At 63.9% G+C, this 25013-nt stretch carries 22 protein-coding genes and 1 pseudogene; 10 read left to right on the plus strand and 13 right to left on the minus strand.

The features are described 5' to 3' along the window. The 6 genes and pseudogenes from MAXJ12_RS38685 to MAXJ12_RS05375 form a co-directional block, all read left to right on the plus strand. Positions 1-95: pseudogene (locus tag MAXJ12_RS38685) on the plus strand (LysR family transcriptional regulator); the annotation flags it as partial. Positions 96-973: 878 nt separating this feature from the next. Next, entirely contained in the window at positions 974-4474 is a 3501-nt protein-coding gene (locus MAXJ12_RS05355; RefSeq protein ID WP_008834760.1) for a helicase-related protein, read from the plus strand. Continuing rightward, positions 4475-4864, plus strand: a complete 390-nt coding sequence (locus tag MAXJ12_RS05360) for an RNA-binding S4 domain-containing protein (RefSeq protein ID WP_008834761.1) — start codon at positions 4475-4477, stop codon at positions 4862-4864. A gap of 150 nt (positions 4865-5014) precedes the next feature. Further along, positions 5015-5353, plus strand: a complete 339-nt coding sequence (fdxA, locus tag MAXJ12_RS05365; protein WP_008834762.1) for a ferredoxin FdxA — start codon at positions 5015-5017, stop codon at positions 5351-5353. 345 nt (positions 5354-5698) lie between these two features. After that, entirely contained in the window at positions 5699-6286 is a 588-nt protein-coding gene (locus tag MAXJ12_RS05370) for a CarD family transcriptional regulator (RefSeq protein WP_008834763.1), read from the plus strand. 176 nt (positions 6287-6462) lie between these two features. Further along, entirely contained in the window at positions 6463-6654 is a 192-nt protein-coding gene (locus MAXJ12_RS05375; protein WP_008834764.1) for a DUF6494 family protein, read from the plus strand. 9 nt (positions 6655-6663) lie between these two features. On the opposite strand, the gene MAXJ12_RS38415 is transcribed toward MAXJ12_RS05375, so the two are convergent. Beyond that, a complete protein-coding gene (locus MAXJ12_RS38415) occupies positions 6664-7512 on the minus strand; it encodes an acyl-CoA dehydrogenase family protein (RefSeq protein ID WP_341872522.1) in 849 nt (282 codons plus the stop codon). A 9-nt stretch (positions 7513-7521) separates the two neighbouring features. Continuing rightward, a complete protein-coding gene (locus tag MAXJ12_RS38420) occupies positions 7522-8454 on the minus strand; it encodes an acyl-CoA dehydrogenase family protein (protein WP_008834766.1) in 933 nt (310 codons plus the stop codon). Positions 8455-8615: 161 nt separating this feature from the next. Between MAXJ12_RS38420 and MAXJ12_RS05385 the strand changes: the two genes are divergently transcribed. Further along, positions 8616-9479, plus strand: a complete 864-nt coding sequence (locus MAXJ12_RS05385) for an RNA polymerase factor sigma-32 (protein WP_008834767.1) — start codon at positions 8616-8618, stop codon at positions 9477-9479. A 32-nt stretch (positions 9480-9511) separates the two neighbouring features. Here the strand turns inward: MAXJ12_RS05385 and typA are convergent, their stop codons facing one another. Then, positions 9512-11341, minus strand: a complete 1830-nt coding sequence (gene typA / locus MAXJ12_RS05390) for a translational GTPase TypA (RefSeq protein ID WP_008834768.1) — start codon at positions 11339-11341, stop codon at positions 9512-9514. Positions 11342-11524: 183 nt separating this feature from the next. Between typA and MAXJ12_RS05395 the strand changes: the two genes are divergently transcribed. Continuing rightward, entirely contained in the window at positions 11525-11809 is a 285-nt protein-coding gene (locus tag MAXJ12_RS05395) for a hypothetical protein (RefSeq protein ID WP_008834769.1), read from the plus strand. A gap of 45 nt (positions 11810-11854) precedes the next feature. Here the strand turns inward: MAXJ12_RS05395 and MAXJ12_RS05400 are convergent, their stop codons facing one another. From MAXJ12_RS05400 to phnC, 6 genes are all read right to left on the minus strand, one after another. Then, positions 11855-13426, minus strand: a complete 1572-nt coding sequence (locus MAXJ12_RS05400; RefSeq protein WP_008834770.1) for an alkaline phosphatase D family protein — start codon at positions 13424-13426, stop codon at positions 11855-11857. 110 nt (positions 13427-13536) lie between these two features. After that, on the minus strand, positions 13537-15615 hold the full coding sequence (locus tag MAXJ12_RS05405; protein ID WP_008834771.1) for a M3 family metallopeptidase: 2079 nt from the start codon (positions 15613-15615) through the stop codon (positions 13537-13539). Positions 15616-15775: 160 nt separating this feature from the next. Continuing rightward, the gene (gene phnE / locus MAXJ12_RS05410) at positions 15776-17311 is read right to left on the minus strand and encodes a phosphonate ABC transporter, permease protein PhnE (RefSeq protein ID WP_008834772.1); all 1536 of its coding nucleotides are present in this window, start codon (positions 17309-17311) and stop codon (positions 15776-15778) included. 1 nt (position 17312) lies between these two features. After that, entirely contained in the window at positions 17313-18266 is a 954-nt protein-coding gene (gene phnE / locus MAXJ12_RS05415) for a phosphonate ABC transporter, permease protein PhnE (RefSeq protein ID WP_008834773.1), read from the minus strand. Positions 18267-18334: 68 nt separating this feature from the next. Then, positions 18335-19246 carry a phosphonate ABC transporter substrate-binding protein gene (phnD, locus tag MAXJ12_RS05420; RefSeq protein ID WP_008834774.1) on the minus strand — a complete coding sequence of 304 codons (912 nt, stop codon included), beginning with the start codon at positions 19244-19246 and terminating at the stop codon, positions 18335-18337. An 88-nt stretch (positions 19247-19334) separates the two neighbouring features. Continuing rightward, complete coding sequence (phnC, locus tag MAXJ12_RS05425) at positions 19335-20177, minus strand: phosphonate ABC transporter ATP-binding protein (RefSeq protein WP_008834775.1); 843 nt, start codon at positions 20175-20177, stop codon at positions 19335-19337. A 223-nt stretch (positions 20178-20400) separates the two neighbouring features. Between phnC and MAXJ12_RS05430 the strand changes: the two genes are divergently transcribed. Beyond that, positions 20401-20811, plus strand: a complete 411-nt coding sequence (locus MAXJ12_RS05430) for a hypothetical protein (RefSeq protein ID WP_008834776.1) — start codon at positions 20401-20403, stop codon at positions 20809-20811. A 315-nt stretch (positions 20812-21126) separates the two neighbouring features. Then, on the plus strand, positions 21127-22113 hold the full coding sequence (locus MAXJ12_RS05435; protein ID WP_008834777.1) for a Tim44 domain-containing protein: 987 nt from the start codon (positions 21127-21129) through the stop codon (positions 22111-22113). A gap of 23 nt (positions 22114-22136) precedes the next feature. On the opposite strand, the gene MAXJ12_RS05440 is transcribed toward MAXJ12_RS05435, so the two are convergent. The 4 genes from MAXJ12_RS05440 to MAXJ12_RS05455 all read right to left on the minus strand — a co-directional run. Next, positions 22137-22754: a DapH/DapD/GlmU-related protein gene (locus tag MAXJ12_RS05440; RefSeq protein ID WP_008834778.1), complete on the minus strand. Its 618-nt coding sequence runs from the start codon at positions 22752-22754 to the stop codon at positions 22137-22139. Continuing rightward, positions 22751-23458 carry a phosphonate C-P lyase system protein PhnL gene (gene phnL, locus MAXJ12_RS05445; protein ID WP_008834779.1) on the minus strand — a complete coding sequence of 236 codons (708 nt, stop codon included), beginning with the start codon at positions 23456-23458 and terminating at the stop codon, positions 22751-22753. Before phnL ends, MAXJ12_RS05440 begins: the two co-directional genes overlap by 4 nt. A gap of 2 nt (positions 23459-23460) precedes the next feature. After that, the gene (phnK, locus tag MAXJ12_RS05450; protein ID WP_008834780.1) at positions 23461-24237 is read right to left on the minus strand and encodes a phosphonate C-P lyase system protein PhnK; all 777 of its coding nucleotides are present in this window, start codon (positions 24235-24237) and stop codon (positions 23461-23463) included. Further along, positions 24234-25013: alpha-D-ribose 1-methylphosphonate 5-phosphate C-P-lyase PhnJ (locus tag MAXJ12_RS05455; RefSeq protein WP_040584984.1), on the minus strand; the 780-nt coding region annotated here is incomplete at its 5' end. The genes phnK and MAXJ12_RS05455, both read right to left, overlap by 4 nt.

The raw sequence follows: 25013 nt of genomic DNA on the forward strand, positions 1-25013 counted from the left end.
TCTACCACGAATCCATGCGCCCGCTGCGCCGCATCCAGACCGTGGCTGAATTCATCACGAAGGCGGTCGAGCGGGAACGGGCGCTTTTCGTGTGAGCCGCCGCTGTGCCGATGCGGCACGAATCTGTTACCGAAGACGCGTGGGAAGCTGGTTTCCACGCGGACGGCGAGCGTCCATTGGTTGCTTTGCCTGTTAGCCGGCACAACATGTTGCGATGAACAAAGCCGGAAACCAGGCCGATAACCGATTCGTCGCCGCTTCGTTCCCGCTTTAGCCGGAACGTTAACGGAAATCGCAGCAGCCAGGGCCCGGGCGGGCAGCGTTGTGGCAAGGTTTGGCAAATGATCCGCCGTCGCCGCCCATCAAATCCACTTTCGGCGGCGGTCGACGGATCAAAGGTTAATGCGTCCCGGAAAATGCGCCGCCGGACGCCCAATCGCGATTCACCATCTGGAGCCCGAAAGCCTGTCAAGGCCCATATGTTGTGTAGAACAAAGCAGGAACACGGCGGAATCAGCGATTCGTCGCCGATTCGTTCCGTGTTTGGCCGAGAAGTTAACCGGCGCGTCGCGCGGGCTTCGACAGATAGGCACTTGAAGGGAAAAATTGCATTGGAATCAAATGCTTGATATTTCAACTGAATCGCACTTGGGCGGTTGGGCGGCAAAAGTTAACGCCCTAGCGACCAGCCGCAGTGCGGCGTTCCCAAGCCGATTCACGATGTGGTGCGCGATTGCCTCGGACGAGCTAAATGTGGCCGTGAACAAATCCTGAATCGCGTGGAGTCACTGATTCGTCTCCGATTCGTTCCAGACTCGTTCCAACGTTAATTTTGACGTTTTCCGCCTTTAGTTTCGAGGATCGAAACCTTATTTGTGGCTTCACGCCATTTGCCGCCGCAGCGGCCTCCATTCAGCCGGTTCGCAGAATGCCGAGCCGATAAGCCGAGCCAGAAAGGCCGCTTCCCGTCCCAATGAATCTGCAGCAGCCAAAGAACGATCCGCTCATCCTTTCGGGACGAGACGTGACGGCCGTGCTCGGCCCGACCAATACCGGCAAGACGCATCTGGCGATCGAGCGCATGGTGGCGCATGAGAGCGGCCTGATCGGCCTGCCGCTCAGGCTGCTGGCGCGCGAAGTCTATGGCCGCGTCTGCGAAAAGGTCGGCGCGAACAAGGTCGCGCTGGTGACCGGCGAGGAGAAAATCCTGCCGCCCGGCGCGAAATATTCGGTGTGCACCGTCGAGGCCATGCCGCGCGAGACCGATGCGGCCTTCGTGGCGATCGACGAGGTGCAACTCGCCGGCGATCTCGAGCGCGGGCACATCTTCACCGACCGCATCCTGCACCTGCGCGGCCGCCAGGAGACGCTGCTCCTGGGCGCGGCGACCATGCAGGGCATCCTCCAGCGCCTGCTGCGCGGCGTTTCTGTGGTAACGCGGCCGCGCCTGTCGCATCTTGCCTATTCCGGCGCGAAGAAGCTGACGCGGCTGCCGCCCCGCTCGGCCATCGTCGCCTTCTCGGCCGACGAGGTCTACGCGATCGGCGAGTTGATCCGCCGCCAGCGCGGCGGCGTCGCCGTGGTGCTCGGCGCGCTCAGCCCGCGCACCCGAAACGCCCAGGTCGCCATCTACCAATCGGGTGACGTCGACTTCCTGGTCGCGACCGACGCGATCGGCATGGGACTGAACCTCGACCTCGACCATGTCGCTTTCGCGCAGAACCGGAAGTTCGACGGTTTCCAGTACCGTAACCTGAACGCATCCGAGCTCGGCCAGATCGCCGGCCGCGCCGGGCGGCATCTTCGCGACGGCACTTTCGGCGTCACAGGCCGGGTCGATCCATTTCCGGACGAATTGGTCGAGAAGATCGAGAGCCACGATTTCGACCCGGTGAAAGTGCTGCAATGGCGCACGGCGCAGTTCGATTTTTCCAGCATCGACGCGCTGAAGCGCTCTATCGACACCACCGCGCCGGTGGAGGGGCTGACGCGGGCGCTGCCGGCGGTGGATAGCCGGGCGCTGGAGCATCTTTCGCAGGATCCCGAGATCCGGGCGCTGGCAACCGGACGCGAGCGAGTAGCGCGGCTGTGGGAGGTCTGCGCGCTTCCCGACTATCGCAAGATTGCGCCGGCGCAGCATTCGGAGCTGGTCGCCTCGATCTATCTCGACATCGCGCGGCACGGCCATGTCGACGAAAATTACATGGCCGAGCAGGTGCGCCGGGCCGACACGGTCGAGGGCGACATCGACACGCTGTCGCACCGCATCGCCCAGATCCGCACCTGGACCTACGTCTCGAATCGGCCGGGATGGCTTGCCGATCCGCAGCACTGGCAACAAAAAACGCGCGAGATCGAAGACAGATTGTCGGATGCGCTGCATGAGCGGTTGACGAAACGCTTCGTAGACCGCAGGACTTCCGTCCTCATGCGCCGCCTCAGAGAAAATACGATGCTTGAAGCCGAAATTAGTCCTGCCGGAACGGTCCTAGTCGAGGGCCACCATGTCGGGGAACTGCAGGGATTCCGATTCACTGCCGACCAGTCCGCCGGCGGCGAGGAGGGCAAAGCGATCAAGGCCGCTGCGCAGAAGGCGCTGGCGCTGGAATTCGAGAGCCGCGCCGAGCGGTTTTCCGCCTCCGGAAACAACGACATCGCGCTCGGCTCCGACGGCATTCTGCGCTGGATCGGCGCGCCGATCGGAACGCTGGCCGCGACCGAGGATGCTCTCCGGCCGCGCATCATCCTGCTTGCCGACGAACAACTCACCGGCCCGGCCCGCGACAAGGTCGCGGCGCGCGCCGAGCGCTTCGTGAATTTCCAGATCGAGACGGCGCTGAAGCCGCTGATCGAACTGAAGAATGCCGAACAACTTTCGGGCATCGCGCGCGGCATCGCCTTCCAGCTGGTCGAGCATTTCGGGCTGATCAACCGGCGCGAGATCGCCGACGACATCAAGTCGCTGGACCAGGAAGGCCGTGCGGGGCTGCGCCGTCTCGGCGTGCGCTTCGGCGCTTACCATGTTTTTGTGCCCAGCCTGCTCAAGCCCGGCCCTGCCGGCCTGGTGACGCTGCTCTGGGCTCTGAAGAACGACGGCAAGGAAAAACCCGGCTTCGGCGATGTCGTCCACGCGCTTGCCGCCGGCCGTACTTCGGTGGTCGTCGACCCGGCCTTCGACCGCGCCTTCTACAAGCTTGCCGGCTTCCGCATGCTCGGACGGCGCGCGGTGCGCGTCGACATTCTGGAGCGGCTGGCCGATCTGATCCGGCCGGCGCTGGCATGGAAGGCCGGAACCGGCCCGCGGCCCGATGGAGCGTTCGACGGCAGCGCCTTCCTGGTGACGCCGGCGATGATGTCGATCCTTGGCGCCAATGCCGACGACATAGAAGAAATCCTGAAAGGCCTCGGCTACCGTGCCGAGCCGAAGCCGGCAGCCGAAGTGAAGACGCGGCTCGAAGCGCTCGACCAGGCCGCACGCGAGGCCGCGGAAGCCGCAGCCGCGAAGCGGGAAGCAGAAAAGGCGGCGAAGGAAGCCGAGAAGGCTGCCGAGCAGCCTGCCGGTGAGCCGGTCGAAGCGGCGATCGTCACCGGCGGCGATATGCCCGCCGCCGGAGCGGATGAAGTGGCGGCAAAAGCTGCCGCGCCATCCTCCCCCCTTGCGGGGGAGGTGTCGCCGCAGGCGACGGAGGAGGCTGGAGACGACGTGCTCGGTTCTTCACCATCCGCACCCGAACTGACTGCGTCGGAGGGAGAAGCTGTCGCTTCTGAACCTTTGACATCCGCCGCCGAGGCGATCGCGCCGGTCGTGCAGGACGAGCCGGTCACACAGGAGCCGCCTGCCGAAGCCGAATCTTCGACGGAAGCCGTCACGCCGCCGCTTGAGGCGGCGACCTGGAAGCCTGATGCGGGAGAGCTGCCCGCTGATCTGGCGCCCATTGTGCCCGGTCCGGAGAGCGTTGGCGAAGCTGCCGCCCCTCCGGCAGAAGTCGGTTCGGAAGGCGTGGATGGTGCGGGGTTGAGCGAAACCGTCCCTGTCGCGGAGTCTGCCGAAGCGAAGCCTAAAGGCGACGGTGACGAGACGGAAGAGCCCAAGCCGATCCTTTTGTGGCGGCCGGCACGTTTCGAGCAGCGGCCACGCCATCACCGGCAGGACAATCGCCAGCGCCGCGGCCAGCGCGACGGTGGCGCCGCCGGAGACGGCAAGGCGCAGGGCGATCGCCCGCAGCGCAGCGACGCCCGGCCGCCGCGCGAGAATGGCGGCAAGGAGCGTTTCGAGCGGGGCAAATTCAGGGGCAAGCCGAATGCCGACGGCCAGCGGCCGGATCGCCGTGACAATCGCCCCGGCGACAAGGGCGGCTTCCAGGGCAAGCAGCCGTTCCAGGCCAGGCCGCCGCGCGAGGAGCGCCCGGTGCGCGTTGATCCGGATTCGCCTTTCGCCAAGCTCGCGGCGCTGCGCGACCAGCTCAAGAAGTAGATGCCCGCCGAAGGCCGGCAGCGCATCGACAAATGGCTGTTCTTCGCGCGCGTGGTCAAGTCGCGCTCGCTGGCCGCCAAGCTGGCGGTCGCCGGGCGGGTCCGCATCAATGGCGGCAAGGCCGGCCAGGCGTCGGATTCGGTTAAGCCAGGCGACGTGCTGACCATCACGCTCGAGCGGCGCATCCTTGTCTATAAGATTCTGCAGCCGGGCAGCCGCCGCGGTCCTGCCGAGGAGGCGCGGACGCTCTATGAGGATTTGTCGCCGCCGCCCGTGCCGAAGGGCGAGGCTCTTCCCGACGCGCTGCCGCCGCTGCGCGAGGCAGGCAGCGGCCGCCCGACCAAGAAGGAGCGGCGCGAGACGGACCGGCTGCGCAACGGCGAGGAATAAGCCGTCATTCGCACCATCAAGCCGGACCGCCGTGAAATTGCGTTCCGCCAAGAGGCGCCTGCGGGGAATGGCCGCCCTTGCAACAACCCTGTAAAGGCGATACCTCACCGCCCATATTACTAGTGAGAAGCAGGGCTCCGGAGCCGCAGCATGACCTATATCGTCACCGACAACTGCATCAAATGCAAATATATGGATTGCATTGAAGTGTGTCCGGTCGACTGCTTCTACGAAGGCGAGAACATGCTCGTCATCCATCCGGACGAGTGCATCGATTGCGGCGTCTGCGAGCCGGAATGCCCGGCCGACGCGATCAAGCCCGACACCGAGCCAGGCCTCGACAAGTGGCTGCAGATCAATACCGAATATGCCTCGAAATGGCCCAACATAACCTCCAAAAAGGAGCCGCCCGAGGACGCCAAGGCGTTCGACGGTGTGGACGGCAAGTTCGAGAAGTATTTTTCGGAGAATCCCGGCGAGGGCGACTAAACTCCTCGCCGCCGGAATTTGGTGCTGAAGTTCCCCCTCGACCGGTCTCGATGCCGCTTGACAGGGGCGGTTCTTCGCATGTGCGGCAAATTGTTGATTCTCGCCGGTTTTTGTGGTATGCAGTCCGAACATGCCGCTGACAACACCGTCGAATATGGCGCTGAGCCTTAATCACTGAAAGGTGGAAACCCTAATCCGGACCAAGGCAACTTGGGCCAGGCAACTTTTATTGCCAGGGCCTTGGGCTTTTCCGGTGGTTTCGCCTGTTTGCGGCACTAGATTCGGCCCATCGGGCCGCAACAATCAGCCGGCATTGAAACCGGCCCAACAAGGAGTTCATCGCGTATGGCAACCGCAACCCCGCAGAAGAAATCCGCAGTCCGGCACGGGTTCAAGACCAGCGAATACATCGTATATCCGGCGCATGGCGTCGGCCAGATCGTGTCGATCGACGAGCAGGAAGTCGCGGGCCACAAGCTTGAACTCTTCGTCATCGACTTCGCCAAGGACAAGATGCGGCTGAAAGTGCCGGTCGCCAAGGCGGCCGCCATCGGCATGCGCAAGCTGTCCGAGACGGACTATGTCGACCGCGCGCTCAAGGTTCTGCAGGGCCGCGCCCGCGTCAAGCGCACCATGTGGTCGCGCCGCGCGCAGGAATATGATGCCAAGATCAATTCCGGCGACCTGCTTTCGATCTCGGAAGTGGTGCGTGACCTCTATCGCGCCGAGAACCAGCCCGAGCAGTCCTACTCCGAACGTCAGCTCTATGAAGCGGCGCTCGACCGCATGGCGCGCGAGATCGCCGCGGTCAACCGCGTTTCCGAAACCGAAGCGGTGCGGATGATCGAGACCAATCTGAACAAGGGTCCGAAGCGCGGCGCCAAGGCCGACAATGAGGAAGCCGAGGTCGCGGAACAGGAAGAAGCCGCGTAAGGGCCTTTCGTTCGCGTAACAGACAAGAACCCGGCGGCGACGCCGGGTTTTTTGTTGTCCTCCAGCAGTCGGGCTGCCTCAGCTTCAACCGGCATTTCCTGGACTGCAGCCGAGCCAGCTTGCCACTCCGCGGCTATGGCCTACAATCCGAAATCCATAAAGACTGGAGCGCCGCCATGGACGAAGACAAATTCAACATGTCGATCCGCAAATTCCTGAAGGAGGTTGGCGTCACCTCGCAGCGCGAGATCGAAGCGGTCGTGCGCGAAGGCCGTGCCAGCGGCGATAAATTGCGCGTGCGCATGACGCTGACGGCCGAAGGCACCGATCTGAACCATGTGGTGGACGGCGAGATCAAGCTTTCCTGAGCGCGGAGTTCAGAACCACTCCGGCCGCATCTTCAGCGTGGTGTCGTCGAGGCTGTCGAGGAGCGCGCGCTGCGTGCGGGTCTTCGGCAGTTCGTAGGCGAAGAAGTAGCGGCAGGCGGCGAGCTTTCCGTCCAGGAAGTTCCTGTCCGGGTCCGGCGAGCCGAGCCTGCGCGTCGCGGCCATCGCCTGGCGCAGCCACATCCAGGCGACCACCACATGGCCCATCATGTCGAGATAGATCGTCGCATTGGCGAGGCCGAGGCGCGGATCTGACCCGGCCTTTGCCGCGAGCTTGCCGGTGGTGGCGACGGCCTCCGCGAGATGCGCCGCCAGATCGGCCGCATGGGCGCTCAGCCCCTCGACGCCATGTGCCTGCTTCACGTCGGCCATGATCCTTGCGGCGAGCGTCTTCATGCCGGCGCCGTTCTCCTGCATCACCTTGCGGCCGAGCAGGTCCAGCGCCTGGATGCCGTGGGTGCCTTCATGGATCGCGTTCAGGCGGTTGTCGCGGTAGAGCCGCTCGACGGGATAGTCGCGCGTATAGCCATAGCCGCCAAGCACCTGGATCGCATGCTTGTTGGCTTCGAGGCAGAATTCCGACGGCCAGGATTTCGCGATCGGGGTGAGGAGGTCGAGCAGGATGCGCGTCTCGTGGCGCGCCTCCTCGCTGGGCGCCGCCTTGATCGCATCGACCAGGAAGGCGGCGTAGAGGAGCAGCGCCAGCGAGCCTTCCACGGCGGCTTTCTGCGCCAAAAGCAGTCGCTTTACGTCAGCATGGTCGATGATCGGGATTTGCGGCGAGGAGGCGTCCTTGTCGTCAGGATGGCGGCCCTGCAGGCGCTCGCGGGCATAGGCCAGCGAGACGCGTTAGCCGGCCGCGCCAAGGGCTGCGGCGCCCAGCCCGACGCCGATGCGCGCCTCGTTCATCATCTGAAACATGTAGGTGAGGCCCTTGTCGGGATCGCCGACCAGATAGCCGCGGCAGGGACCATCCTCGCCGAAATTCAGCGCGGCGTTGGCCGTGCCGCGATAGCCCATCTTGTGGTTCAGGCCTGCCAGCGCGACGCCATTGCGCGGGCCGATCGAGCCGTCTTCCTCGACGATGAATTTCGGCACGATGAACAGTGAGATGCCCTTCACGCCGGGCGGACTGCCGGGGATCTTCGCCAGCACCATGTGGACGATGTTTTCGGAAATCTCCTGGTCGCCGCCCGAGATCCACATTTTCCTGCCGGTCAGGAGATAGGAGCCGTCTTCCTGAGGCTCGGCCCTCGTGGTGATATCGGCCAGCGAGGAGCCGGCCTGCGGCTCCGAAAGGCACATGGTGCCGAAGAACCGGCCTTCCACCATAGGCTTCAGGAAGCGCGCCTTCTGCTCGGGCGATCCGAAGGCGTCGATCAGATTGGCGGCGGCAGTGGTCAGGAACGGATAGGCGACCGTGGCGATATTGGCCATGGAGAAGATGAAGCCTACGGCGCTGCGCACGGTTTCGGGCATCTGCGTCCCGCCCAGTTCGTGATCGAAGCCGGCGCCGAAGAAGCCTGCCTCGCGATAGGCCGCGAGTGCGGCGCCGACGCGCTCGTCCATGACCACTTTTCCGTCGACGAATTTCGGCTCGTTGAGGTCGAGATCGGCCGCGTGCGGCAGGAAATGATCCATCGCGACCCGCTCCGCCATGTCGAGAACGCCGTCGATCGCGGCGCGGTCATAATCGGCAAAACGCGGCAATGCCGAGAGGCTGGCCGTGGGGAGAGCGTCGAAAAGCTGGAAGGAGATGTCTGCGCGGTCGACCGAGATCATGGAACATTCCTGGGCACGGGGCGTTGGAGGGCGTCTAGGGCGCTTCGCCTTGAGGTCAAGGCCATGTCCCGGACGGCGCCCCGGAAATCGGAGCGTGGTCCCCTCGAGGATCGGGAAAGAATGAACTAGCGGGCAATTGCGCCAGAGTTTGGGAGCGCCAAATGCGAGACAAAGCCAAGAGAGCGATGATCCGGGCGGCGATGAAGGCGCCATATCTCGACCGCGGCGAGGAGCATGAGCTTGCGCTACGCTGGAAGGAGCATCGCGACCAGGACGCCATGCACCGGATCACCACCGCGCATATGCGGCTGGTCATCTCGATGGCGATGAAATTCCGCTATTTCGGCCTGTCGATGGGCGATCTGATCCAGGAGGGCCATGTCGGCTTGCTGGAGGCGGCCGCTCGCTTCGAGCCCGAACGCGACGTGCGCTTCTCGACCTACGCGACCTGGTGGATACGTGCTTCGATGCAGGACTACATCCTGCGGAACTGGTCGATCGTTCGCGGCGGCACCAGCTCGGCGCAAAAGGCGCTGTTCTTCAATCTGAGGCGGCTTCGCGCGCGGCTGGCGCAGGGACCGGAGACGATGTCCGGATCGGCGCTCTACAAGGAGATTTCCGACGCACTCGGCGTTTCGGAGGCGGATGTGGCGATGATGGATTCGCGCCTGTCCGGACCCGACACCTCGCTCAACGCGCCATTGGTCGACGATGGCGGCGGCTCGGCCGACCGCATGGATTTCCTGGTTTCCGACGCGCCGCTTCCCGACGAAATCGTCGGCGAGACGATCGACGTCGAGCGCCGTTCGGGCTGGCTCAAAAATGCGCTCGGCGTGCTCAACGAGCGCGAGATGCGCATCATCGCCGAAAGGCGTCTGCAGGATGACGGCGCGACGCTGGAGGCGCTGGGCGAAACGCTCGGCATATCCAAGGAGCGCGTGCGCCAGATAGAGAGCCGGGCGCTTGAAAAGCTGAAATCGGCCCTCGTCAAGGAAAGCCCGGCCTTCCTGTCGTCGGCGGCGTGAATCCCTCCCCTTTTGGGGGAGGAAGCGCTGCCTTAAGCCGCGCCGGCCGTCTTCGATGACTTCTCGAAGCGCTTGCGCTCGTTCGGGTCGAGAAAGAGCTTGCGCAGCCGGATGGTCTTCGGCGTCACCTCGACCAATTCGTCGTCCTGAATCCAGGCCAAGGCTCGCTCCAGCGTCATTCGGATCGGCGGCGTCAGCTTGACGGCCTCGTCCTTGCCGGCGGCGCGGATGTTGGTGAGCTTCTTGCCCTTCAGCACGTTCACCTCGAGATCGTTGTCTCTGGAATGAATGCCGATGATCATACCCTGATAGACCTTGACGCCGGCATCGATGACCATCGGCCCGCGGTCTTCGAGGTTCCACATGGCGAACGCCACCGACTCGCCCTGATCGTTGGAGATCAACACGCCGTTGGTGCGTTGCGCGATGTCGCCCTTGTAGGGCTCATAGGCGTGGAACAGCCGGTTCATCACCGCCGTGCCGCGCGTGTCGGTCAGAAGCTCCGACTGGTAGCCTATCAGGCCGCGCGTCGGCGCGTGAAAGACCAGGCGCTGGCGGTTGCCGCCTGAGGGGCGCAGTTCGACCATCTCGGCCTTGCGCTCAGACATCTTCTGCACGACGACGCCGGCATGCTCCTCGTCGACGTCGATCACGACCTCTTCGACCGGCTCCAGCAATTCGCCGTTCTCGCCATTTTGCATGACGACGCGCGGACGCGAAACGGCAAGCTCGAAGCCTTCGCGGCGCATCGTCTCGATCAGAACCGCGAGCTGTAATTCGCCGCGGCCCGAAACGAAGAACGAATCCTTGTCCGGCGATTCCTCGATCTTCAGCGCGACATTGCCTTCCGCCTCGCGCAGCAGGCGGTCGCGGATGACGCGGCTGGTCACCTTGTCGCCTTCGGTGCCGGCCAGCGGGCTGTCATTGACGATGAACGACATGGTGACGGTCGGCGGGTCGATCGGCTGCGCGTGCAGCGGCTCGGTAACCGACAGGTCGCAGAAAGTGTCGGCGACGGTGCCCTTCGACAGGCCGGCAATGGCCACGATGTCGCCCGCTTGCGCTTCCTCGATCGGCTGGCGCTCAAGGCCGCGGAAGGCGAGGATTTTCGAGATACGGCCGGTTTCGAGCAGCGATCCGTCATGGTGAAGCACCTTGACCTGCTGGTTGGCCTTCAGCGTGCCGGATTCGATGCGGCCGGTGATGATGCGGCCGAGGAATGGATTGGCTTCCAGGATGGTGCCGATCATGCGGAACGGGCCGGGGTGAACGGTCGGTGCCGGCACGTGCTTCAGCACGAGGTCGAACAGCGGCGCCAGGCCCTGATCCTTCGGGCCTTCCGGGTTTTCCGAGACCCAGCCGTCGCGGCCCGAGCCGTAGAGGATAGGGAAGTCGAGCTGCTCGTCGGTGGCGTCGAGCGCCGCAAACAGGTCGAACACCTCGTTGACGACCTCGACATGGCGCGCATCTGGACGGTCGATCTTGTTGATGACCACGATCGGCTTCAGCCCGACCTTGAGCGCCTTGCCGACGACGAATTTGGTCTGCGGCATCGGGCCTTCGGCTGCGTCGACCAGAACGATGGCCGAATCCACCATCGACAGGATGCGCTCCACCTCGCCGCCGAAATCGGCGTGGCCCGGCGTGTCGACGATGTTGATGCGGGTGTCCTTCCAGTCGACCGAGGTCGCCTTGGCCAGGATGGTGATGCCGCGCTCCTTTTCCAGGTCGTTCGAATCCATGGCGCGTTCTGCGACACGCTGGTTTTCCCGGAACGAGCCGGACTGCTTCAGAAGCTGGTCGACGAGGGTGGTTTTGCCATGGTCGACGTGCGCGATGATCGCGATATTGCGGAGGTTCATAAAATCTGTCTCAGGGGTGCTTGGGCGCACAATGGTCGGCGCCGCCTTTTCGGTTGGCGGGCTCATACATGTTTTTTCGCAGATGCGAAAGGCCCCGATGGTTACCGAAAATTAGGCATCGGGGTGCGACAATAAATTCTTAACCAAAACGGATCGTTTTGGCGTCAGAACGGTTCAAGTGGTATGGCAATCAGCAAAATCAAGCTCCTTGGTATCTTTGTCGCAGCTTCCGCCTCGGCGGCCGGCGCGATCGGCGTCGCGCATTCGATGGGTACGCGGGACGCGGAACGCCCTGCCACGCAGTCGTCGAAAACACCGGCGGAGCAGGCCTTCCCCGATGCGCCGCACGGCGTCGATCCGATGGTCACCGGCCCGGCGAGCGCGTCGCTCGAGGAGCGTCAGTCCGCTGCCCGGTGCGCCGATGCCGTCTGGCCGAACATTCCGCTCGACTGCTACCCGCGGCGCTAGTGCGCCGATCCGCCCGGGAGGCGGACCGGCAGCCGTGAAACCCGCTCAGGCCGAATGGACGGGATCGAGCGTCACCTTGTAGAGTTCGTTGTCGTCGCGATCCATCAACCGCACTGTCATCTGCTCGCTTGCGCCGTCAATGTCGACGAGCCCGAAGAATTGCAGGCCGGCCGAGGGAGGCAGGTTCTGGCCCTGCTCGGCGGTCGGCGCCTTCACATATTTCAGCTCGGGGCCGAAGGTCATGTCGAGGTCGCCGGGTCCGAAGGTGCCGGCATGGAGCGGGCCTGAGACAAATTCCCAGAACGGATTGAAGTCCTGGAAGGCAGCCTTCTCGGGATTGTAATAGTGCGCGGCTGTGTAGTGGACGTCGGCGGTCAGCCATACCGTATTGTCGATGCCGGCGTTCTTGATGTAGCGCAGTAGATCGGCGACCTCCAATTCGCGCCCGCTAGCGGCGCCCGGCTGTCCGTTGGCGATGGCCTCGGCGCCCTTTTTGTTCGCCGCGTCGTTCCAGACGATGATGCCGATCGGCATGTCGGAAGCGATGACTTTCCAGGTCGCCTTCGAGTTCGCCAGTTCGCGCTTCAGCCATCTTAGCTGCTCCTCGCCGATAATGCGCGACTGCGGCGTCATCTCGGTTTCGACCGAATCGCCGTTCGGCCCGCGATATGAGCGGAGATCGAGGAAGAAGACATCGAGCAGCGGACCATAGCCGATCTTGCGGTAGACGCGGCCCGGCTCCGCCGGCGTGAAACGGATCGGCGTCATTTCGTGAAACGCGCGGGCGGCGCGCGAAGTCAGCAGCGCCACCGACTTTTCCGTGTAGCGGTCGTCCTTGGACAGGTCCTTCGAGCCCGACCAGTTGTTCACCACCTCATGGTCGTCCCACTGGAAAAATGTCGGGCAGACCGCGTTGAGCGCACGGCAATGCTCGTCCATCATGTTGTATTTCCACTGGCCGCGATATTCGGCGAGCGTCTCGGCGACCTTGCTCTTCTCGTCGGTCAGCACCTTGTTGATCCACTTCGTGCCGTCCTTCAGCTCGACCTCGCCGAGGACCGGGCCGTCGGCATAGATCGTGTCGCCGGAGTGCAGGAAGAAGTCCGGCGTGTGCCTGGCCATCGTCGCATAGGTGTACATGCCCTTGTCGTCGATGCCCCAGCCCTGGCCCGCAGTGTCGCCGGACCAGGTGAAGCGGATGTTGCGCTTGGAGGCCGGCGCGGTCTTGAAGCGGCCGACGATCGGCTCGGAAACAGCGTTGATGTCCGACAGATCGGCCGCGGTCATGCGGTAGAAAATGTCCTGGTCCGAGGCGAGATCGGTCAAAAGCCGCTTCACGGCGAAATCGCTTTCGGGCACCGCGTCAAGCGGCGGCAGCTTTACCGCGTTCGAGAAGCTTTCCGTGGTCGACACTTCGAACATGACGCGCGAGGGGCGGTCTACGCGGGTCCAGACCATTCCGGAGACGGTGTCGACGTCGCCGGACTGGACGCCATGGGTAAAGGCTGGCCGCGTATTGGCGCGGGAATAATAGGGGAGCGCGAGCCCCGAAACGCCGACGAGGCCCAAGGCGCTGGCCGACGTTACGAAGGCGCGCCTGGAAAGGGTTTTGTTCATGGCTGTCTCCTGGATGGCTGAACATGCAGGAAAGCCATCGCCCCGCTGTGTTGCAGGACGATTGCGAATGGATGAATTTTACATGACGGTCGCGAAGTCTGCCCGCCCGATCAGAGCTCTTCGCCCGCCCTCATCGGGAGCAGCCCGCGTTTTTTAAGCATCGCGTCCGGCGTCGGCATCTTGTCCCGGAATGCGGTGTAGAGCTCCTCCGGATCGGCCGAGCCGCCGGCGGCATAAATGTGCCGGCGCAGCTTCTCGGCGAGTTCGGGATTGAACGGATCGCCGGTTTCCTCGAACGCCGCGAAGGCGTCGGCGTCGAGCACTTCCGACCACAGATATGAATAATAGCCGGCCGAGTAGCCGTCGCCGGAGAAGATGTGCTGGAAGTGCGGCGTGCGGTGACGCATGGCGATCGCGTCTGGCATGCCGATCCTTTCCAGTGTCTGTGCTTCGAAGGCGAGCGGGTTCTCCGGCGCATCCGAGCGCGAATGGTAGGCCATGTCGACCATCGCCGACGCGGTGAACTCGACCGTCGCGAAACCTGCGCCGAATGTGCTGGCCGCCAGCATCTTGTCGAGCAGTTGCTTCGGCATCGGATCGCCGGTCGCGTAGTGCAGCGCGTGCTTTTCGAGCACCTCCGGCACCGTCAGCCAGTGCTCGTAGAGTTGCGACGGCAGCTCGACGAAATCGCGGGACACGGACGTTCCGGCGACCGACGGCCAAGTCACGTCGGTCAGCATGCCGTGCAGCGCATGGCCGAACTCATGGAAAAGCGTCTTCGCCTCGTCCAGCGACAGCAGGCACGGCTTGCCCTCGGCCGCCTTGGCGAAGTTCATGACGTTGTAGATTACAGGGCTCGAGCCCTTGCCGAGCCGATAGCCCGATTGCAGCGAGCTCATCCAGGCGCCGGAGCGCTTCGAAGGCCGGGCGAAATAGTCGGCCATGAACAGGCCACGATAGCTGCCGTCGGCATTCCTGACCTCGAAGACGCGCACGTCGGGGTGCCAGGCGGTGATGCCCTTCTTCTCCGCGAACGACAGGCCGAACAACCGCCCCGCGACATCGAAGCAGGCTTCGATGATGCGTTCGAGCTGCAAATAGGGCTTCAGTTCGGCTTCGTCGAAAGCGAACTTTTCGGCGCGCAGCTTTTCCTGGTAGTGACGCCAGTCCCAGGCCGCGAGCGGGTTGTTGCTGCCCTCGGCAGCGGCGAGCCGCTCCAGTTCGACCTGGTCCTGCCCAGCCTTCTCGCGCGCCTTTTTCCACACCGGTCCAAGCAGTTCGAGCACTGCCGGCGGGGTCTTGGCCATAGTGTCGTCGAGCTTCAGGTCGGCATAGCTGTCATAGCCGACGAGCTTGGCTTTCTCGGCGCGCAGGCGCAGCGTGTCCTTGACCACCTGGCCATTGTCGGTCGGCCCGCCGGTTTCGCCGCGTCCGGTGAAGGCGCGAAACGCCTTTTCGCGCAGGTCGCGCCGTTCGGAGTAAGTGGTGAAGGGCTCGTAGATCGAGCGCGACAGCGTTACCGCGTACCGGCCCTTCTGGCCGCGCATCTCGGCTGCCTCGGCCATCGCGTTCTTCAGGAATTCCGGCAGCCCGGAAAGGTCTGGCTCATCCAGGAACAGCACCCAGTCGCGCTCGTCGGCAAGCACATTCTGGCCGAATTTCGCGCCGAGCGAAGCCAGTTCCTCGTTGATCGCCGCAAGGCGCTTCTTTCCGGCTTCGTCGAGCTTCGCGCCGGCCTTGACGAAGCGCTTCCAGGTCTTTTCCAGGACACGCAGCGTTTCCGGGTCGAGCCCGAGCGATTCGCGGCGCTGGTAAAGCTCGTCGATGCGCGCGAACAGCTTCGCGTTCATCGAGATCGCGGAAAAATGCCGCGCCATCTTCGGCGATATCTCGCGTTCCGTCGCCTGGATGATATCGTTGGTGTTGGCGCCGGCCATGCACCAGAATATCGCCGAGACGCGGTCGAGCGGATCGCCGGCAAGCTCCAGCGCGGCCAGCGTGTTCTCGATCGTGGGCGCATTCGCGCTGCCGGCGATCGCATCGATCTCTTCCGTGTGGGCCGCCAGTGCGGCATCGAACACCGGCCCGAAATCGCCGCTCCCGATGCGGGTGAAATCAGGCAGGCCGAGCGGTCCGTTCCACAGGGTGAGCGGATTGTTGTTCAGGTCGATGGCGGTTTCGGACGACATGGGCGCTCTCACAGGTTGCGTCGTGGGCGGGGCCGGTCGGATGTAAGACCGTCGCCTGCTCGGCGCAACACTCATGAACCTGATGCATCATCTTGGCCGTCGGCTCGCTGGCTCGCCTGGCGCACGCTGCCGGAACCTGCGCTACCCCCAGCCTGACTCGTCAGACCGGCTGGGCGCCGGCCGGATCGCCGCCCATCAGCCGGCGGCGCAGGGCGTTCGAGATATTGTCGAAGACAAACACGACGATCAGGATGAGCAGCACCATATAGGCGACGTTCTCCCAGTCGGAATTGGTGCGCATGGCTTCCCAGAGCTTGAGGCCGATACCGCCGGCGCCGACAGCGCCGATGATGGTCGCCGAACGCGTGTTGGATTCCCAGAAATAGAGCGACTGGCTGAGGAATACCGGCAGGACCTGCGGCACCACGCCGTAGCGCTGCACCAGTGACGGCGCCGCTCCCACCGAGCGGATGCCTTCGCGCTGCTTGTCGTCGATATTCTCCAGCGTCTCCGAATAGAGCTTTCCGAACGTGCCGGTGTCGGTGAAGAAGATCGCCGAAATGCCGGCCAGCGGCCCGGGGCCAAAGGCGCGCGTGAAGAACAGCGCCCAGATCAGCATATCGACGGAGCGCAGGAAGTCGAACAGGCGCTTGGCGACTTGGTTGGTGATGCGGCTCTGCGTGATGTTGCGGGCGGCGGCGAAGGCCAACGGGAAGGCGAGCAGGCTGGCGAACACAGTGCCGACGAACGCCATGACGATGGTCTGCAGCAGCTTGGTCCAGACGTCGAGATGCTGCCATTCGGAATTGTTGAGGATGTTGTCCCACGCCAGCGCCAGGTTCGACCGCTTCGGATCGATGCGCTCGCCGGACGCGATCAGCGAGAACACCTCGCCGGCCGGCTTGCCCCAGAAAGGCGAATTGGTGTCGAAGACGAAGTTTGCCCAGCCCCAGAAGCGGTGACGGATCTTGACCTCGTCGTCTTCGATTTCGGCGCGGCCGGGAAAGCCGAAACGGACGATTATCTTTGATCCCGGCGCTTTCTGCTCCGCCCAATCGGGCAGCGGACCGCGCGCCGTCACCGACTGGTTCTGGACGATGTCGGCCACCAGCGTTTCCGATCCGCGCGTCACCGTGACAACGCCCGGAACGATTTCGATCAGATTGCGCGAACCGATTTCCACGGCGGCGCTGACGGTTTCTTCCTGGCGTATGGCCGCGCCGCCGGTCGTCGGAGAAGGCGCGGCCGCCGCTGAGCTTCCCGTCGGCGCCGGTTTGCCGCCGACGGTTCCCAGGAAGCTTCCCGCCGAACTGCCCGCACTGGAACCGGCTGCGTTGCCGGCGGGCGCCGCGGCGGCCCGCTCGACCATCGCCGTTTCGCTGGTCAGCCAGTCGATGCTGCCTCGCTCTCCAACCGGGTCGAAGCGCGGGAACGAGATTTCGAGATGGTTTTCCTCGATCCCGATGGTCGGCCGGGCCTCATAGGTAACCCAGTCGGCCAGGTAAGCGCCGGCTATGTCCCAGTTGCCGTTGGCGAACACCGCGCCGATGGCGAAGAACCACCAGGCGAACACCAGGTAGATCGCGACGCCCAGGCCGATCGCCCAGCCGGCCAGCCGCTTGCGCAGCGAGCCTGCAAAGACCTGCGGATGGCGGGCGGCGATCTCGTCGACCTCGGAAAGCGAAAGAACGGCCATGTCAGTCTCCCCGGCCAAAGGCGAACGCCTGTTCGCCGACAAGCCTGTGCCGCAGCCAGGCGGAAAACTGGTCGACTGCGATGATGGTAAGGAGGAGCAGCAGCACGATTGCCAGCGTCTTGGCCTCGTGGGTCTGGCTGATCGACAGCCGCAGCACCTCGCCGATGCCGCCGCCGCCGACCGCGCCGATGATGGTCGAGGCGCGGACGTTGATTTCGAGGCGCAGCAGGCCGTAGCTCAGAAAATTCGGCATGACCTGCGGCACGATGCCGAACCACACCCGCTCGAGCCGGTTGGCGCCCGCGGCGCGCAGGCCCTCATCCGGCCGCATGTCGGCATTCTCGACCACCTCGAAGAACATCTTGCCGAGCGCGCCGATCGTGTGGATCGAGACCGCGATGATCGCCGGCACCGCGCCGAGCGACAGCACGGCGAGGAAGAAGCCGGCGATGACGATCTCGGGGAAGGCGCGCAGCACCTCCATGAAGCGGCGCACGAAGAAGCGCAGCCAGCGCTGCGTGACGACATTGGAAGCGGCCAGGAAGCAGAGGACGAAGCCGATCGCAAAGCCGATCAGGGTGGAAACCAGGGCGATGTTGATCGTCTCGAGCATCTTGTAGAGATACTCGGGAACGTAGAACGTCTCCGTCAGGTACATGCGGCCTTCGGGGTAATTGTATTTGAGGCTGCCGTCGTCATAGGGCGAGGGCAGGTCGAACATTGCGCGCCAGATCTCGAAGCCGTCGCGCGGCAAAAGCTGTCCGATGAAATCGAACAGATAGGGCAGGCGGTCCCAGAACTTGCCGGCATTGCTTTCATTGGCAAACCACAGCGAGCCGCTCATGGCGACGGTCATGAACAGCAGCCCGCCGAGCGTATAGAGCCGGCGGCGGCTCGCCAGTTCGCGCCAGTGCCGCTCGACCGCCAGCCCGGTTTCGGAAAGTGTCACGCTCATGAGGGATTCCTGCAAAAAGCGAGAACGCGCCGCGGGGTGCCCGCGACGCGTTCTGGCTGCCTGATGGCTTAGCTGCCGATCTGCGCTTTGCGCGCGTCGATGATCGGCTGGTAGAATTCCGGCGTCACTTCAGTGAAGCCGGTGAAATCGCCGCCCTGGATGGCGGAGAAGCAGTCCGGATCGGATTTCGGCAGGCCGAGCATGAACTCCTTGAACTTGGTCTTCATGTCCGCATCCATGGACGAGCGGACGACGACCGGGCCGTTCGGGATCAGCGGCGACTTCCACAACTCGACGAGATCGTCCATGTCGAGCACACCCTTCTCAACCATCTTGGCGAGATTGCCGGAGGTGTAGCCGTCCTTGAAATCGCCGACGCCCGAGCCGAAGGTAGTGCCGGCGTCGAACGTGCCCTTCAGCACTTCGAGCACCAGATTTTCATGACCGCCGCCGAAACCTGTCTCACCGAAGAAGTCCTTGACCGCGACGCCGCCGAGTGCGCCCGGAAGAGTGACGGAGGGGACCAGATAACCCGAGGTCGAATCCGGATCGGCGAAGCCGAGCTTCTTGCCCTTCATGTCTTCCAGCGTCTTGATGCCGGAGTCCTTGCGCGCCACCATGATCGAATAATAGCCCGTCGATCCGTCGGTTTGGACGGTGGTCAGGATCGGCTCCACGGCCTGCGGGTTTTCGAGATAGATCTTGGCGTAGCCGGAAGCACCGAGCTCGGCATAGTCGAGCGTGCCGCCGAGCAGGCCCTGGATCGTGCCGTCATAGTCGGCGGCCGGGAAAAGCGAAACCTTTTCGACACCGAGCGCGCCCGGCAGCTTGTCGATCATGCACTGGAAGTTGCGCAGGCGGTCGGCCTCGTTCTCACCGCCGATGATGCCGATGCGGAATTCCTTGAGGTCTTCCGCCTGTGCCGCGCCGACGGACATGGCGACGAGCGAAACTGCGCCTAGAAGTGCTTTTTTGAACATGATGTCTCTCCTGTTATCATCCGGCATGCGGCCGGTCGCTGATAGTGTTTTTGAGTGGGCCCTTGACGGGGGCGATGCGATTGCAGCCTCAGGCGCCGGCGAGGGCCGGCTTGAACGGCGCGCTGGCTGCGATCTTCCGGGGTTTTTCGCCGCGGATGCTGGTCGAGGTGATAGCCTCGGAGATTTCGGCCCCGTCGCTGTCGGCGCCATAGACCATGCGGACGGCCTCGCGGGTGAGTTCCTCAGGCGCGCCGTCGAACACAACCTTGCCGCCGGCCATGCCGATAATGCGCTCGCAATAGTTCCGCGCGGTATCGAGCGTGTGCAGATTTGTGATGACGGTGATGCCTTCGCGCAAATTGATGTCGCGCAATGCGTCCATCACGACCTTGGCGTTGAGCGGGTCGAGCGACGCTATCGGCTCGTCCGCAAGGATCATTTTCGGCTGCTGCATCAGTGCCCGCGCGATCGCCACGCGCTGCTGCTGGCCTCCGGAAAGCGTGCCGGCGCGCTGTAGCGCGGTCTGCGCGATGTCGAGGCGCTCCAGCGCCGAGATCGCCATCGCGCGTTCTTCACGCGAGAAGATGTTGAGGAGATTGAGCGCCGTCGAGCGGTGATTGAGGCGGCCGAGCAGCACATTGGTCAGAACGTCGAGGCGCGGCACCAGATTGAACTGCTGGAAGATCATGGCGCAGTCGCGCTGCCAGCGCCGCAGTGTGGAGCCGTGCAGGCCGGACACCTCCGTGCCGGCAAAGAAAATCGAACCGTGGCTTGGGTCGATCAGACGATTGATCATGCGAAGCAGTGTGGACTTGCCGGCGCCGGAGCGGCCGATAATTCCGACCATCTGACCCTGCGGAATTTCGAGCGCGACACCGTTGACGGCAGTTGTCTTGCCGAATCGGCGCGTGACATTGCGGATTTCGAGCATGATGGCTTCCTTGCGACGGGGCTTTTCGCACTTTCAGACCTTCGCCTAAGCCAGCCGCATGAACGGGGAATGTCGGTTTGATGTCAGTTTCGTTACATTCCACAGGCCGTCGGACGATGGCGTCGCACTTCAGGGAAAATCGCTCCCGCGAACCGGAACACTTCGGCTATCCGGTCGTTCTAGCCCATCATCCAAAAGCGGCCTCTTATGAAAGGAGAGTCTGATGTCGATACGCTTGGCGACGTTCACCGCTTTATCGGTAATGCTCGCGGCGCCGGCCTTCGCCGATTGCCGGGAGGAACTCACGATGCTCGAGCAGCCTGCCGTCACCGCCGAGACGGGCGCAGCCACCAGCGAGACCGGCACCGCGACGAAGCATCAGGAACAGGTTCTGCAGGACACCCAGGGAACGAGCACGGAGACGACGGGAGCTACCTCCGATACCGGAGCTGCTTCCGATCAGGTGGAGGCCGTATCGCCTCACCAGGAAGAGGTGACGGGCGGAGCCACCGGCGATGATGCCGATCAGGTAGCGACACTGATGACCGAAGCCCGCCAGATGGCGGATGCCGGCGACGAGGCCGGTTGCATGCAGAAGGTGACGGAGCTCAAGGACATGATGGGTAAGGAGTGAGCACGCGCTTCCCTTCTCCCCGTTAGTGGCAGAGCTATTGCATATGGATGAGGTACGGCGCTGACGATCCCTCCCCACAAGGGAGGGGGTCGTCAGCAAGCGGTGTCGCGGCGAGCGGCAAACGCAGCGGTGATGATGCGACTTATGGCATCCTCCTGATGCTATCGGGCGGATACTATACTCGCGCCGGTACGTTCGCCAACGCGCACCTCTTCAACCAGGGGCGATGAATTCGGGGGTACTCTTTCAATCGTTCTGGCGCGAGGCCGGTTAATCCTTATATGAAGGCCGACGTCACCGCTCTATGAGGAACCGATGCGGCTTTCCAGCACGACCCGATTTGCCACGCTGTTTGCAGGATTGTTCCTTGCATTCTCGATGATCGCCGTCGATCACGCCGACGCCCGCCGCGGCGGCAGCTTCGGCAGCCGCGGGATGCGCACCTTCCAATCGGCTCCGCCGACCAGGACGGCGCCGCAGCCGACCGCGCCGGTCGAGCGCTCGATGACACCCAATACCGCGCCGACCACCGCGCGGCAGACCCAGATGTCGCAGCAGCGGCCCGGTTTCATGAACGGCTTCGGCGGCTCGATGCTGCGCGGCCTGATGCTCGGCGGCCTTATCGGCCTTCTGCTCGGCCATGGCTTCGGCGGTCTTGCCGGCATGTTCGGCTTGCTGCTGCAGGCGCTTCTGATCGGCGGCGCGATCTGGCTGGCCATCCGCCTGTTCCGTTCGCAGCCGGCGCGTTCGCGCGAACCGGCGATGGCCGGAGCCTCCGGCCGCGGCGATTTTGCCTATCGGGACGCATCGCCGCGCGACGGCAGCAACGGCCGCTCTTTCAGCATCCCGAACATAGGGTCGACTTCGCAGGCATCGCCCCACCAGGTTTCAGGCGAGGAAATCAGCCTGCAACAGGATGACCTCGACACCTTCGAGCGGCTTCTGACCGAGGTGCAGGAGGCGTTCGGCCGTGAGGACCATGCCGCACTGCGCCGGCTGGTCACGCCTGAAATGGTTTCCTACCTCTCCGAAGAGTTGGCCGACAATGCCCAGAAGGGACTGCGCAACGATGTTTCCGACGTTCAGCTCCATCAGGCCGACATTGCCGAAAGCTGGCGCGAGGGCGACAGCGACTATGCCACGGCCGCGCTGCAATATTCGTCGCGCGACGTGACCGTGGACCGCGCGACTGGCAGGGTCGTCGAAGGCAGTGCAGACGAGCCGACGGAGACGACCGAACTCTGGACATTCGTGCGCCAAAGGGGCGGCGACTGGAAGCTTTCGGCAATCCAGGAAGCCTAAGTACCGGCTTTTGCGCGGCGGCGTCAGCCGCCGTGCTTCTCCAAAAACGCTTCGGCCGAAAGCGCACGGAAATCGTCGAGCGCCGAGCGCAACTTCGCATGATCCCAATCCCACCAGGCGAGTGCCTGGTAGCGCTCCGTCGTCCCGCGATCGAAGCGGTCGCGTATCGGCTTTGCCGGCACGCCACCGACGATCGTGTATGGGGCGACATCCTTCGACACGACCGCGCCGGCCCCGACAACTGCTCCGTCGCCCACTGTCACGCCTGGCAGGATGGTCGAGCCGTGACCGAGCCAGGTGTCGTGGCCGATGGTGACGGCGTTCGAACGGCGCCATTCGAAGAAATCGGTCTCGTGCTCGGCGTCGTCCCAATAGTCCGAAGCGCGGTAGGTGAAGTGATGCAGCGTCGGCCGCCAGGTCGGATGGTTGGTGGCGTTGATGCGGACGGCCGCCGCGATGTTGGCGAACTTGCCGATCGTCGCACACCAGACGCCACAATCCTGGACGGGGTAGGAATAGTCGCCGAGCGACGATTCGATGAAGCGCGTGCGCTCGCCGATTTCGGCGTAGCGGCCGAGCGTCGAGCTGGTCACGTCCGCCGTCGGATGAACCGTCGGCTGCTCCGAGAGTTTGCCGCTCATGCCGCGATCTTTCCGGCTGCGAATTCGGTGACGTCGATGATGCGGTCGGCGACCGCCTCGCGCACATCAGCATCGTGGAAGATGCCGAGCAGCGCCACGCCGGCCGCCTTCTTGTCGGCGATCAACTCGATCACCACTTCGCGGTTCTTGGCGTCCAGCGAGGCCGTCGGCTCGTCGAGCAGCAGTACCGGATGCGGCGTGATGAAGCCACGGGCGATGTTGACGCGCTGCTGCTCGCCGCCCGAGAAGGTGGCCGGCGGCAGCGCCCAAAGCTTTTCGGGCAGATTGAGCCGGCCTAGTAATTCTCGCGCGCGGTCCTGCGCAGCGGCGCGCGTTTCGCCGCGCGCCACCAGCGGCTCTGCCACCACATCCAGCGCCGAAACGCGCGGCACCGTGCGTAGGAACTGGCTGACATAGCCGATCGTGTCGCGCCTGATCTGCAGGATGGCGCGCGGACTGGCTTTGGCGAGATCGACGAGTCGGCCGCCGTGATCGACGATGATTTGGCCCTCATCGGCGGAATAATTGCCGTAGAGCATTTTCAGGATCGAACTCTTACCGGCTCCGGACGGTCCGCCGAGAACGGCGCATTCGCCTGCCCTGATCGAAAACGACACGCCGGCGACAACCGGCAGTCGGATGCCGTCGCGCAGATGCATGGTGAAGCTCTTGGCGAGCTGCGAGACTACGAGCGGGGTTGCCATGGTCACACCTGCAATATCGAAGAGACGAGGAGCTGCGTGTAGGGCGCGCGCGGATCGTCGAGCACCCGGTCGGTAAGGCCGGTCTCGACGACGTGTCCGTCCTTCATCACCATCATGCGCTGCGACAAAAGCCGCGCCACGGCGAGATCGTGGGTGACGACAATCGCCGCCAGGCCGAGGTCGGTGACGAGGCCGCGCAGCAGGTCGAGCAGGCGCGCCTGCACCGACACATCCAGCCCGCCCGTCGGCTCGTCCATGAAGACGAGGCGGGGGCCGGTCACCAGATTGCGCGCGATCTGCAGGCGCTGGCGCATGCCTCCGGAGAAGGCGCGGGGCTCGTCGTCGATGCGGTCCTCGGCGATCTCGACGCGGGACAGCCAGTCGACGGCCGTGGCGCGGATGTTGCCATAGTGCCGGTCGCCGACCGCCATCAGCCGCTCGCCGACATTGGCGCCGGCCGAGACGGTCATCCTCAGTCCGTCAGCCGGGTTCTGGTGGACAAAACCCCAGTCCGTGCGCATCAGGAAGCGCCGCTCCGCCTCGCTCATGCGGTAGAGGTCGCGGAAGACGCCGTCGCGCATGCGGTAGCTGACGGCGCCCGAAGTCGGCATCAGCCGCGTCGACAGGCAGTTCAGCAGCGTCGTCTTGCCCGAGCCGGATTCGCCCACCACGGCCAGAACCTCGCCTGGCCAGAGGTCGAAGGAAATATTCTCGCAGCCGACGCGCGAGCCGTAGAATTTTGAGAGGGAGTTGACGCGGAGAAGGGGTTCGTCGGTCATTGCGCTGCTTCCATCTTATCCGCCGCCATCTCTCCGCGATGCCCGTCCTCCCGCCGCTTCTCGCAATGGTCGGTGTCGGAGCAGACGAACATGTGCCCGCCGTGGTCGTCGAGGATGACCTCGTCGAGATAGACCTGCTCCGCGCCGCAGAGCGCGCATGGCTGGTCAAAGCTCTGGATTTCGAATGGATGGTCCTCGAAATCGAGGCTAACGACTTCGGTAAACGGCGGAATGGCGTAGATGCGCTTTTCGCGGCCGGCCCCGAACAATTGCAGCGCCGGGGACATATGCATTTTCGGATTGTCGAATTTCGGCGTCGGCGAGGGGTCCATCACGTACCGGCCCTCGACCTTGACCGGATAGGCATAGGTGGTGGCGATGCGGCCGTGCTTGGCGATGTCCTCGTAGAGCTTGACGTGCATCAGCCCGTATTCCTCAAGCGCGTGCATTTTGCGCGTTTCGGTCTCGCGCGGCTCGAGGAAACGCAACGGCTCGGGGATCGGAACCTGGTAGACCAGCACCTGCCCCTCCGCGAGTGGATATTCCGGAATCCGGTGCCGCGTCTGGATGATCGTCGCCTTGGCCGTCTCCGTCGTCACCGCGACATCGGCGACCTTCTTGAAGAAGGCGCGGATCGATACCGCATTGGTGGTGTCGTCGGCGCCCTGGTCGATGACCTTCAGGACGTCGTCCGGCCCGATGATCGAGGCCGTCACCTGCACGCCGCCGGTGCCCCAGCCATAGGGCATCGGCATTTCGCGGCTGGGGGACGGGAC

Source organism: Mesorhizobium alhagi CCNWXJ12-2, from assembly GCF_000236565.1.
Classification (GTDB): Bacteria; Pseudomonadota; Alphaproteobacteria; order Rhizobiales; family Rhizobiaceae; genus Allomesorhizobium; species Allomesorhizobium alhagi.

What these genes read in the sequence shown, in the direction of transcription:
- MAXJ12_RS05375 (WP_008834764.1), top strand. Translation starts at nt 6,463, where the DNA reads ATGGACGAAGACAAATTCAACATGTCGATCCGCAAATTCCTGAAGGAG.
- MAXJ12_RS05370 (WP_008834763.1), top strand. Translation starts at nt 5,699, where the DNA reads ATGGCAACCGCAACCCCGCAGAAGAAATCCGCAGTCCGGCACGGGTTC.
- MAXJ12_RS05355 (WP_008834760.1), top strand. Translation starts at nt 974, where the DNA reads ATGAATCTGCAGCAGCCAAAGAACGATCCGCTCATCCTTTCGGGACGA.
- MAXJ12_RS05395 (WP_008834769.1), top strand. Translation starts at nt 11,525, where the DNA reads ATGGCAATCAGCAAAATCAAGCTCCTTGGTATCTTTGTCGCAGCTTCC.
- MAXJ12_RS38420 (WP_008834766.1), bottom strand. Translation starts at nt 8,454, where the DNA reads ATGATCTCGGTCGACCGCGCAGACATCTCCTTCCAGCTTTTCGACGCT.
- MAXJ12_RS05435 (WP_008834777.1), top strand. Translation starts at nt 21,127, where the DNA reads ATGCGGCTTTCCAGCACGACCCGATTTGCCACGCTGTTTGCAGGATTG.
- MAXJ12_RS05400 (WP_008834770.1), bottom strand. Translation starts at nt 13,426, where the DNA reads ATGAACAAAACCCTTTCCAGGCGCGCCTTCGTAACGTCGGCCAGCGCC.
- phnE (WP_008834772.1), bottom strand. Translation starts at nt 17,311, where the DNA reads ATGGCCGTTCTTTCGCTTTCCGAGGTCGACGAGATCGCCGCCCGCCAT.
- MAXJ12_RS05430 (WP_008834776.1), top strand. Translation starts at nt 20,401, where the DNA reads ATGTCGATACGCTTGGCGACGTTCACCGCTTTATCGGTAATGCTCGCG.
- phnE (WP_008834773.1), bottom strand. Translation starts at nt 18,266, where the DNA reads ATGAGCGTGACACTTTCCGAAACCGGGCTGGCGGTCGAGCGGCACTGG.
- phnC (WP_008834775.1), bottom strand. Translation starts at nt 20,177, where the DNA reads ATGCTCGAAATCCGCAATGTCACGCGCCGATTCGGCAAGACAACTGCC.
- MAXJ12_RS05440 (WP_008834778.1), bottom strand. Translation starts at nt 22,754, where the DNA reads ATGAGCGGCAAACTCTCGGAGCAGCCGACGGTTCATCCGACGGCGGAC.
- phnD (WP_008834774.1), bottom strand. Translation starts at nt 19,246, where the DNA reads ATGTTCAAAAAAGCACTTCTAGGCGCAGTTTCGCTCGTCGCCATGTCC.
- MAXJ12_RS05405 (WP_008834771.1), bottom strand. Translation starts at nt 15,615, where the DNA reads ATGTCGTCCGAAACCGCCATCGACCTGAACAACAATCCGCTCACCCTG.
- MAXJ12_RS05360 (WP_008834761.1), top strand. Translation starts at nt 4,475, where the DNA reads ATGCCCGCCGAAGGCCGGCAGCGCATCGACAAATGGCTGTTCTTCGCG.
- phnK (WP_008834780.1), bottom strand. Translation starts at nt 24,237, where the DNA reads ATGACCGACGAACCCCTTCTCCGCGTCAACTCCCTCTCAAAATTCTAC.
- fdxA (WP_008834762.1), top strand. Translation starts at nt 5,015, where the DNA reads ATGACCTATATCGTCACCGACAACTGCATCAAATGCAAATATATGGAT.
- typA (WP_008834768.1), bottom strand. Translation starts at nt 11,341, where the DNA reads ATGAACCTCCGCAATATCGCGATCATCGCGCACGTCGACCATGGCAAA.
- phnL (WP_008834779.1), bottom strand. Translation starts at nt 23,458, where the DNA reads ATGGCAACCCCGCTCGTAGTCTCGCAGCTCGCCAAGAGCTTCACCATG.
- MAXJ12_RS05385 (WP_008834767.1), top strand. Translation starts at nt 8,616, where the DNA reads ATGCGAGACAAAGCCAAGAGAGCGATGATCCGGGCGGCGATGAAGGCG.